Source organism: Thermoanaerobacter siderophilus SR4, assembly GCF_000262445.1.
GTDB classification, from domain to species: Bacteria; Bacillota; Thermoanaerobacteria; order Thermoanaerobacterales; family Thermoanaerobacteraceae; genus Thermoanaerobacter; species Thermoanaerobacter ethanolicus.
Genome location: NZ_CM001486.1, coordinates 2409178 through 2419524, shown reverse-complemented (window position 1 = coordinate 2419524; position 10347 = coordinate 2409178). Strand labels below are relative to the sequence as shown.

At 32.9% G+C, this 10347-nt stretch carries 7 protein-coding genes, 1 tRNA gene and 3 pseudogenes; 6 read left to right on the top strand and 5 right to left on the bottom strand.

Annotation, left to right across the window (positions count from 1 at the left end; translation table 11 throughout):
- Positions 1–274 (top strand): annotated as a pseudogene (locus THESIDRAFT1_RS12015) (transposase); the annotation flags it as partial.
- Positions 275–558: 284 nt separating this feature from the next.
- Here THESIDRAFT1_RS12015 and THESIDRAFT1_RS12010 read toward each other — a convergent pair.
- Positions 559–2046: an aminotransferase class I/II-fold pyridoxal phosphate-dependent enzyme gene (locus THESIDRAFT1_RS12010; RefSeq protein ID WP_004401852.1), complete on the bottom strand. Its 1488-nt coding sequence runs from the start codon at positions 2044–2046 to the stop codon at positions 559–561.
- Positions 2047–2492: 446 nt separating this feature from the next.
- Between THESIDRAFT1_RS12010 and THESIDRAFT1_RS12005 the strand changes: the two genes are divergently transcribed.
- Both THESIDRAFT1_RS12005 and THESIDRAFT1_RS12000 read left to right on the top strand, forming a co-directional pair.
- Positions 2493–4886 carry an ASKHA domain-containing protein gene (locus THESIDRAFT1_RS12005; protein WP_244262668.1) on the top strand — a complete coding sequence of 798 codons (2394 nt, stop codon included), beginning with the start codon at positions 2493–2495 and terminating at the stop codon, positions 4884–4886.
- Positions 4887–4941: 55 nt separating this feature from the next.
- Complete coding sequence (locus THESIDRAFT1_RS12000; protein ID WP_006570495.1) at positions 4942–6642, top strand: ABC-ATPase domain-containing protein; 1701 nt, start codon at positions 4942–4944, stop codon at positions 6640–6642.
- Here the strand turns inward: THESIDRAFT1_RS12000 and THESIDRAFT1_RS11995 are convergent.
- Together THESIDRAFT1_RS11995 and THESIDRAFT1_RS11990 are read right to left on the bottom strand one after the other, a co-directional pair.
- Positions 6629–6802 (bottom strand): transposase, encoded by a 174-nt coding sequence (locus THESIDRAFT1_RS11995; RefSeq protein WP_006570494.1) that lies wholly within the window; start codon positions 6800–6802, stop codon positions 6629–6631. The two genes, THESIDRAFT1_RS12000 and THESIDRAFT1_RS11995, sit on opposite strands and share 14 nt — an antisense overlap.
- 321 nt (positions 6803–7123) lie before the next feature.
- Positions 7124–7528, bottom strand: a complete 405-nt coding sequence (locus tag THESIDRAFT1_RS11990; protein WP_003870096.1) for a YmaF family protein — start codon at positions 7526–7528, stop codon at positions 7124–7126.
- A 73-nt stretch (positions 7529–7601) separates the two neighbouring features.
- On the opposite strand from THESIDRAFT1_RS11990, the gene THESIDRAFT1_RS11985 reads away from it, so the two are divergent.
- A complete protein-coding gene (locus THESIDRAFT1_RS11985) occupies positions 7602–7937 on the top strand; it encodes a hypothetical protein (protein WP_006570493.1) in 336 nt (111 codons plus the stop codon).
- Positions 7931–8065: pseudogene (locus tag THESIDRAFT1_RS13090) on the top strand (transposase); the annotation flags it as partial. The gene THESIDRAFT1_RS11985 and the pseudogene THESIDRAFT1_RS13090, both read left to right, overlap by 7 nt.
- 134 nt (positions 8066–8199) lie before the next feature.
- On the opposite strand, the gene THESIDRAFT1_RS11980 reads toward THESIDRAFT1_RS13090, so the two are convergent.
- Positions 8200–8288: transfer RNA gene (locus tag THESIDRAFT1_RS11980), tRNA-Leu, on the bottom strand.
- Between the two features lie 154 nt (positions 8289–8442).
- Between THESIDRAFT1_RS11980 and hflX the strand changes: the two are divergent.
- Positions 8443–9683 (top strand): annotated as a pseudogene (gene hflX, locus THESIDRAFT1_RS11975) (GTPase HflX).
- On the opposite strand, the gene THESIDRAFT1_RS11970 reads toward hflX, so the two are convergent.
- Positions 9673–10155, bottom strand: a complete 483-nt coding sequence (locus THESIDRAFT1_RS11970; RefSeq protein WP_004401845.1) for a DUF3189 family protein — start codon at positions 10153–10155, stop codon at positions 9673–9675. The pseudogene hflX and the gene THESIDRAFT1_RS11970 overlap by 11 nt on opposite strands.
- Between the last annotated feature and the right edge of the window lie 192 nt (positions 10156–10347).

Genomic DNA, 10347 nt, shown 5'->3' with positions numbered 1-10347 from the left:
TAAGTATGCTATTATATCTTCTGATTATAGGTCCTCTATTAATAGAGATTCCCTCTATTTTAAGGCTGTCTATAGATTGAGAATTGAATCAGAAAGATATAATTCCCGCTTTAAAGCTCTGGATTTTGAAAAGGCTTATGTTAGAAATATTAATTCTGTGAGCAACCTTAATACTTTTGGCCATATTACTTTGCTTACTGTCGCTATTGTAGCTATTAAATTGGGCAAATATGATGAGTTTAGATCTCTTGTTGCTTTGATGCAATCGGCCTAATTTTTACTGAATCTATTTCATGCTATTTTTTAACATTTGACTTCTACAGGATATTTATGCCCTTTTTTAGCTCCTCTTTTTGTCTTTCTTTTTCCTTTACCACTTCCTTTATGTTTGATTGTCAGTGTTGATTACTATATATTGTATGTCATACATATTTTGGTTTTTTGTCGTGATTATTTTTATTAATTTTGCACATCCCTAAAAATATCTCCTTTACGAAAGTTTGTCTACAGTCTGAAAGGAGTATCTTTTGCTGGAGATACTCCTTTTTTAGTAAAACATTATGCTATCACATTTAAAACTTGCCGGTCATTTACTACTTTTATATAATTTACTTCCGGGTCTTCGGTGCCTTGTATGCTTAAGTTAGCTTCTTTCATTTTATCTACATATTCTATAATTTCTAATGTTATTCTTTCCCCCGGGCAAAGCACTGGAATACCTGGAGGATAAGCCATCAAAAACTCGGCACTTATTTGCCCTACACTTTCTCTTAGAGGTAGTGCAACAGTGGAGGAGCCAAAAGCATATCTTGGTGATACTACTTGTTCTGGTATTTCTGGTATATCTATAGGTTTCGCTATTTCAATATTTTCATTGTATAATTCATCGCTTATTTCTCTTAAAGCCCTTAAGAGATAATCGACTTTTTCCTTTGTATCACCAATAGAGAATACACATAAAACATTATACATATCTGATAGTTCAGGTTGTATATAATATCTTTCTGCCAATATTCTCTCTAACTGATGGCCGCTTATTCCAAGGCCTTTAGCTGTTATTGTAACTTTTGTGGGGTCAAAGTCATAGGCACCATCTCGGCCAACAATTTCTTCACCAAAACAGTAGAGTCCTTTTATATTGTTTATCTCTTTTCGAGCGTACTCTGCTAATTCTATTGTTTTATCTAATAATTCTCTTCCTTCTGTAGCCATTTGCATTCTTGCAACATCTAAGGAAGCCAACAATATATATGAAGGACTTGTTGTCTGGAGTAAACTCATTACTTGTTTTACTCTATTAATATCAATTCTATCGCCTTTAACGTGAAGCATCGAGCTCTGCGTCATTGAGCCAATAATCTTATGGGTGCTCTGTGCACAGATATCGGCTCCTGCTTCCATCGCTGAAATAGGCAATTTTTCGTTAAATTTAAGGTGTGGTCCGTGAGCTTCATCCACCATGAGTATAGCGCCATAATCATGAACAATTTCAGCAATTTTTACTATATCCGTAGAAACTCCGTAATAAGTCGGGTTTATTATTAAAACAGCTTTTGCATCGGGATGTTCTCTTAACGCTCTTTCTACTGTTTCTGGGGTGACATTTAATGCAACACCGATATTTTTATCAATTTCTGGTTGCATATAAACAGGTATAGCACCACTTAATATAATTCCTGACGTTACAGATTTATGAATATTTCGAGGAACGATAATTTTTTCTTCTTCTCCCATTACACTTAAAATCATTGCTTGAATTGCACCAGATGTTCCGTGTATAGAGAAAAAGGTAGCGTCGGCACCAAAAGCTTCTGCTGCTAATTCTTGGGCATACTTAATTGGTCCAGTAGGTTTGTGCAAGCTGTCTACTTGCTGAAACACTGTTACATCCATTGACAATACATTTTTGCCCACAAAGTCTAAGAACTTTTTTGCCATTCCCACACCTTTTTTATGGCCTGGCACGTGAAAAGGGATAGTATTGTTATTTACATATTCCATTAAGGCATCAAATAAAGGAGTTTGGGTTTGATCTAACTTTTTCAACGCATCTAACACCTTCTTTCATAAGTTTTGGCTCAGAATAAAAGCCTAAAACCTTGATATAAGTAATTCAAAGGTATAGGCTTTGCAGAGCATCGCTGCTCCTTAAAAATAATTTCAATTCATTATAAGACATATTGTTGTAAATTTCAATAATAAGTTTGCTTTAATTTAAAAAATTTTTTAGAGAAATTTTAAACTGCTAATCTATTTTTAATTACACTATACTATATAGTATGAGAAAAACCCTGAAATGTCAAATGCATTTTGTGATAAGTAGAGGTTTTCTATATAAATTTTTATTTGCGATTTTTACTATAGAAATTTATAATAATAAACAAAATGGTATGACAATATGGGATTTAATGAGGTGTGGAAATGTTTAGTAAAGATGTTGTGCAGAAAGTAAAAGACTTGTCATTAGAAAAATTAAAAACATGAATTTTGATGTGGATCAATATTTAATTGAGGAAGCAACTGGCGAAGTACAGAGTTTAATAGATTACAAAATGATTCACCAAGTATGTGATAATTTTCATATTGATGAGAGAGAAAATAAAATAATCTTTAAAACTGGAGATTATTTGTTTGGGGATTATATAGTAAAAAATTTAAAAGAAGCGGAATATATAATTTTAGCAATCATTACACTGGGAGATAGAATAGATAAAAGGGTAAATGATTATTTTTCAGAAAGTAATTACACAAAAGGAATGATTTTAGATGTTATTGCAGGCGTGTTCCTTGAAATATTGACGAATAATTTTTGGGAAGAGGTAAGAGAAAACGCGCAAAAGTATGGCAAAGAAGTTACAGATATTTTTTACCCAGGAAATAAGTGGGACATAAAAAATCAGGCTGTGATTTGTAAACTTGTGGACAGTTCAAAAATCGGTGTAAATATTAATCACAGTTTTATCATAACACCCCAAAAAACAGTGTCTTTTGTATGTGGAGTAGGGGAAAATGTCAAAAGACCTGTAAAAGAATCAGTCTGTGACGATTGTGAAGCCAAAGATTGTATTTATAGAAATGTTCCTGGTGAATCTAAATATAAAGTGACTGTACGTTTTAGTAGTAATACAAAAGTTATTGAAGCAAGTGAAGGAGAAAATTTGTTTCACATTCTTGTAAGAAATGGAATAAGACTTAACAATTTTTGTGGTGGTAGTCGGATTTGTGGTCAATGTAAAGTTATATTAAATGAGGAACTTGATATCTCTGATGATGAAAAATACTTTTTGACAGATAAAGAAATAAAAAACAATGTTCGGCTTGCGTGTTTTGTTGAGATAGATAGGGATTTAGAGGTCAAAGTACTTTCTGAAGAGCAAAAAGCAAAAATATTGACGAAAGAAAATAATTTGTTAAGTATTGAGTCACACCCTCGCATAAAAACTTCTACAGTAGATATTAGAAGACCAACTTTAAACGACCAAGGAGACTATGTTAAAAGAATTAAAGAGGCTGTGAGTGGAGAAATAGAAATTCCTTTAGGGCTTTTAAGTAATCTTCCTGAAGTTTTAGAAGAAAATGATTATAAGGTAAATATTACTATTAGAAAAAATGAAATAATTTCTATTAAAAAAGCTGCTTCAAAACAATACAACTATGGTATAGCATTAGATATAGGAACTACTACTATTGCTGCTTATTTGTATGACTTAGATGAAGGTAAAGAAGTAGATGTGTATTCATGTTTAAATCCACAGAGAACTTTTGGAGCTGATGTTATAACGAGAATAACTTATAGTATTTCTAATTCTCAAGGATTATATCAGTTGCATTCAGCTCTAATAAATAAAATAAATGAGATTGTAGAAGAGTTTTGTGTAAAAAATTCTATAGACAAAAGCGATATACATGAAATTGTGGCAGTAGGTAATCCTACAATGATACATTTTCTTTTAAATGTATCTTCCAAGAATATAGCAGTATCTCCGTATGTGCCGACTTTTACGTCAAAGATAGAAGTAAAAGCAAAAGAAATTGGCATAAACATAAACAAGGAAGGATACGTAATAACATTACCGCTTATATCTTCTTATGTAGGAGCAGATACTGTGGCAGCGGTTTTGGCAAACAAAATTGACCAATCTCAGGAACTATGTTTGCTTGTAGACATAGGAACCAACGGCGAAATGGTATTGGGGAATAAAGATAACCTTATTGCTTCTTCGGCAGCAGCAGGCCCTGCTTTTGAAGGAGCAGGAATAACTTTTGGACTAAATGGCGCAGAAGGAGCTATAGACCATGTAGATTTTAGTAAAAGACCTTTTTATTCTACAATAGGAAATAAAAAAGCTAAAGGAATATGTGGCTCCGGTATTGTAGATATTATTTCTGAACTTTTGAAGTACGGCATTGTTGATATTACTGGCAGATTTTTGTCTAAAGAAGAAGTTAAAAATGTACCTGTTGATATTGCAGAAAGGATAACTCTTTACAAAGATGAACCGGCATTTTTAATAGAAAATGGAATATATGTGACACAAAAAGATATAAGGCAAATACAACTGGCAAAAAGTGCCATACTTGCTGGCATTAACATCATGATAAAAGAAATGGGCATTGATGTAAATGAAATAAAAAAAGTTTTTTTGGCAGGAGGATTTGGAAATTATATTCTTCCTGCGAGTGCAATAGCAATTGGGCTTTTACCAAAGGAACTTCAAGGCAAAATCCTTCAAGTAGGCAATAGTGCTGGAGTTGGTGCGATAATGGCATTGCTTTCTGATAAAGAATTGGAAAGAGCTATACATCTACAAAGTAAAATAAGCTATATAGAACTATCAACTCATGAAGATTTTCAAAATGAATTTGTAAAAGGAATGTATTTTTAATAAAAGTGGAAATTAGAATAAAAAATTGGAAATTATAACAAAGGAGTGTTTGTAGATGACAAAAGAAGACCTTAAGAAAAAGCTTGATAAAATAGATGGAAAGGGGTATAAAGCTTACAAAGACCTTGAAGGAGAATATGAGTTTGAAAAATTTATACTGTATATTGACCATGTTCAGGGAGACCCTTTTGCACCTCCTTCAAGGATAAGGGTTAAAGTGCCTCAAAATATAGCTGATTTTGAGTTTTCCATGTATAACAATCCCTCAAGGCAAGTTGCTTTAGAAGATTTTTTGACAAGGTCAGTTTTTGAAGTTATAAAAAGGTTGCCTTCTTTAAAAGGTACAGGACATAGTGGGGATATTTACATAGACAAAGGTGGTCAACAAATAATTAAAAGAAGTGCAATGGTAGTTAACAAAGATTATGTAGAAGCAAGATTGAGCATAGGACTTCCTGCTTTTGGTAGACGAATAAATGGCAGTGGTGCCCAAAGAATATTTCTTGAATTTTTACCTCAAATTGTAGAAAAAAGTCTTTTAAAAAAGAGCCTCAACATACAAGATATATGGCTATGGGTTGAGACAGTGGAAGACCAAGATTACCTTAGAAGTCAACTAAAAGAGAGAGGGCTTGTGGCTTTTGTGGCTGATGGTGCGATTCTTCCTAGAGAAAGCGGCATAAGTGATAGACCTTTAAAAGGCGGTAATGTAGTACCTTTTGAGTCGCCGGATAGCTTGAGGATTAAGTTTCAACTTCCAAATCGAGGAGAGATAACGGGGATGGGAATACCCGAAGGAGTTACGCTTATTGTGGGCGGCGGTTATCACGGCAAGTCTACCTTGTTACAAGCTATTCAAAAAGGGGTATACAATCACATACCAGGTGATGGCAGAGAGTTTGTTATAACTGTAGCTGATGCAGTAAAAATAAGAGCAGAAGATGGCAGAAGGATAGAAAAAGTAGACATAAGTCCTTTTATAAATAATTTGCCAAATAACGTAGATACCACAAGGTTTACTACCGAAAATGCCAGTGGCAGTACTTCTCAAGCAGCAAATATTATTGAGGCGATAGAAATAGGCACTAGCTTACTGCTTTTGGACGAAGATACTTCAGCTACTAATTTTATGATAAGGGATGCGAGGATGCAAAAACTGATTGCAAAAAAAGAAGAACCTATAACTCCTTTTATTGATAGAGTAAAACAGCTATATAAAGATAATGGCATTTCTACGATTTTAGTTATGGGTGGCAGTGGAGATTATTTTGATGTTGCAAATTGCGTAATTAAAATGCACAACTACAGACCCTACGATGTCACACAAGAGGCAAAGAAAATCGCAAAAGAATTTAAAACAAATAGGGAAGTTGAGGGAAATAATGAGCCTATAGTTATAAAACCAAGAATTCCTCTTAAAAAAGGGCTTGAGGTAAAAGGCAAAAAGATAAAGTCAAAAGATGAGGATACTATTAAATTTGGATACCAAGAGATTGAATTGGATTATGTGGAACAATTAGTAGACAAAAGTCAAACAAATGCAATAGGGGAGATAATACGCTATATTGCTAGTAAATATGTAGATGAAAAAAGCAGTATAAAGGAAATATTAAAAAAGGTATATAAGGATATATACGAAAAAGGACTGGACGTGGTATCTTCTTTTTATGGTAAGCATCCGGGCAATTTGGCATTGCCAAGACTTCAGGAAGTAGCTGCTGCATTAAATAGATTGCGAAGCTTTACTGTAAAATAAAAATAACCTCAATTGGCTTTGCTTTTTTTAACCAGCTTGATATTGTGGAGTTTGATATGCCATATTTACTCGAAAGTTCTGACAGATTTTTACCAGAATTATACAACTCTACTATAGTGTTTTTGAACTCTTCACTATATTTTCTTTGACCTCTTGGCATTTTGTAGACACTTTCTCTCTTTATATTTTTATTTTAACCTGTTCGAGTTATGTCTACAATAATATACTAACACAAAAGTAAGTTACATATAGACAGGGCAACATATTTCAGGTGGAGAAATAAAATAGTTTTTTATATATGGTACTATTAGCACAAAAATACAGCTCATAGACATAGAAAAAGTTTCTTAAAAGTCTGTGACTTTTTTAAGGGAAATATGTGCTATAATACACAATAGAATAATAGACAGTTTACAATATATTTTAAGCCCGGCACGAGAACCGGGCTTTTAGTATACTCATCTTAGATATGGTATAGAAATTAATAGTGTTTAAAATCAGAAATAGGATCCTGAATTAAGGTAGCAAAAACGAATTCATGGTAGTGATCCTCATCAACAGTAGTTTTTCCTTCGACAAAGTGTACATGCTTATTATCACCAACATCAATAGCGGGGCCAGTTATTACGCCTATCTCATGATGATGATCCTCATAGAAGTCAGTGCTGACCAATATTGCATGAACATGACTATCACCATCTGGTATAACTTGGCTGGTGACACCTGCAAAACGGTGATTGTGTTCTTCTTTTTCTTCTTGTTTTCGTTTTTTGTCTTCTGCAGCTAATTTTGTACTACCTAAAAACTCATGGTTATGAGTTTGACCTTCATCTTTTTTATTACTGAAATCAAAATAATTTTTAATTTCCTCGATTGATAATTCCATATAATTCAACCTCCAATAATAAATTTTTTTGAACAATAATATTATATGTTAAGTAAAAAAATAAGTGCATAGAATGAAAAGATATTATAACGAGCATAGTTACAAATTGGAGGTCAGAGGGGCTCTTTTTTCATGCATATTTGAGGTGGTGAGGCGATGTGGCAAGGTACAATTGGGATATTTTAAAAAAGAATTTATTTTAGGCGATTATGAATCAGTAAGAGATTTTGCTGCACAAAAAGGCATTAAGTATAATGGGTACTTTGCAGAGAAAACAAAAGGCTGGGCAGAAGAAAAAAGAGCAAGGCAAGAGCAAAAACAGAGCAAAATTATAGAAAAGACAATTGAAAAGATTGCAAAAAGGAGCCTGATAGAAATGTGGCTCATCCCAATGCAAAAAGAGAGTTAAAAAAATGGCAATCAAGGCCATTAGAAAAGATATACACTTTCATATTTATGGATGCCATCCATTACAAAGTAAGAACAGACGGTCATATTATCAATAGAGCAGCTTATGTAGTATTAGGGGTAACGATATAACAGAGGCCAGTACGTTTATTTTATCTATTTTTATCTGCTTTTATTTTTTATGTTTGCAAAATGTTTGCAAAGTGATATAAAAAACCAAAAGCCGTTAGCAAAGTGCTAACGGCTACATTTCTTGATTTTTCTGGTGCCGAAGGTGGGAGTCGAACCCACACGGGGTGTGAGCCCCACTGGATTTTGAGTCCAGCGCGTCTGCCAATTCCACCACTTCGGCAAGTTACTACATTTCATATATTATCACAGGTTAATGAAAATTTCAATACCCTTTTTATAAAAAGTGCTATTAATTTACCTATTTCATTATTTATAAATTCCTTTATTTGTGATATATTTATATTTACAGCACATTTTTCAAGGTTGGTGATGTTATGGAAGAGTTAAACAGAAATAAGAAAATAGAACGAGCTATTTTAGTAGGAATTATTTCTACACCTGAAGATGAAGAAAGCATGGAAGAATTAAAAGAACTTGCTTTAACAGCTGGAGCTGAAGTAGTAGGAGTAATGACACAAAAGCGCAATACAATTGACAAAGCTCACTATATTGGTAAAGGAAAGCTGGAAGAATTAAAATTCTTTGCTGAAAATCAAGAAGTTGACCTTGTCATTGTCAATGATGAACTTACTGGTACACAAATTAAAAATATGGAAGACTTTTTAAATGTAAAAGTTATTGATAGAACAAATCTTATTCTTGATATATTTGCAAAAAGAGCAAAGTCAAAAGAAGGAATGTTACAAGTAGAATTAGCCCAATTGAAGTATCGGCTGCCACGTCTTGCAGGTCTTGGTGGACAACTTTCAAGATTAGGTGGAGGAATAGGTACAAGGGGTCCTGGTGAGACAAAATTAGAGACAGATAGAAGGCATATAAAGAATAGAATAAAAGCGATAGAAAAGAAGTTAGAAGAAATAGAAAGGCACAGAAGCTTACAAAGGGAAAGGCGTAAGAAAAACCGTATTCCTGTGATAGCTATAGTAGGGTATACAAATGCAGGAAAATCCACGCTGCTTAATGCTTTAACTAATGCAGAAGTATACGTTGAAGATAAATTATTTGCAACACTTGATCCTACTGCGCGGAGACTTGTTTTGTCTTCAGGGAGAGAAGTAATTTTGATTGATACTGTAGGTTTTATTAGAAAGTTGCCTCACGATCTCGTGGAGGCTTTTAAATCTACGCTAGAAGAGGTTAAATATGCAGATTTATTGCTTCATGTAATTGATGTGACTTTACCAGATATGGAGGAAAAGATAAAGGTTGTAGAAAAGGTTCTTTCAGATTTAGGGGCTATTAATACCCCTAAGATAAATGTTTTTAATAAAATTGACCTTTTGGAAGTTGTACCTAAAGGAAATGAAAGAGAAGTTTATATTTCTGCAAAAAATAAAATTGGATTTGATAAGTTATTGCAAGCAATAGAAAGAGAAATTTTTAAAGATGTGGAAGTAGTTAATTTTCTATTGCCTTATGATAAGACTAAAGAATACAATTATTTAAAAGAAAAACAAAAATAATTGGAGAAAATTATAGTGAGAAAGGGATAATGATAAAAGCCGAAGTTCAAAAAGAAATAAAGGAAAGACTTAAAGATTTTATCATCGTTTAATAGCGTTGTACTCTGCTTTTTCTTGAGCCTTTACGTTTTTAACTATTTGAACAATTTTTTTATAAGCTTTTTGCGTACCATAAATGACTAAAGGTCTTCCTATAACAGGAAATTTTAAAGCAATAGAAGTAAATCCTCCAATTTTCATAATCCAGTTTGTAGCACCAGTCGTGTCAATCAAAAGCAGTCCTTCGTTTGTATTGAACATATGATAGTATAAATCTTTAAGAGCTGGCTCAATTAACTTTTTAGCATTTTTTACTCCCATAGAATACACGTTGTTGCCATATTCATCAGTGCCAATAGGAACGATGTGTCCCGGGTCATTTTGGCCATTTAGTTTATCAAATAAAGGTATACTTTCTATTTCTTCTTTAGAAGGAATTCTGTCCATTGGCAGTTTTCCAGTATGTATATAAGCTGCTATTACAGAAGTATGGGTCCCACCATAACAGTGATAAATTATATGCATTTAAAACTCTCCTTCCTTGCTTTGTACATTAGATATTTTTTATAATTTAAAGATTTTTATACTGGTAAATTAATTTTCTGGTGGGAAAATTAAATTTTGATGTATAATTGTGGAGATGTGCGAAAAAATAAAAATAAAATTAAAAATTTAAGAAGGAATTTAAGAGTTTTTAAAGAATATTATATTAGGAGA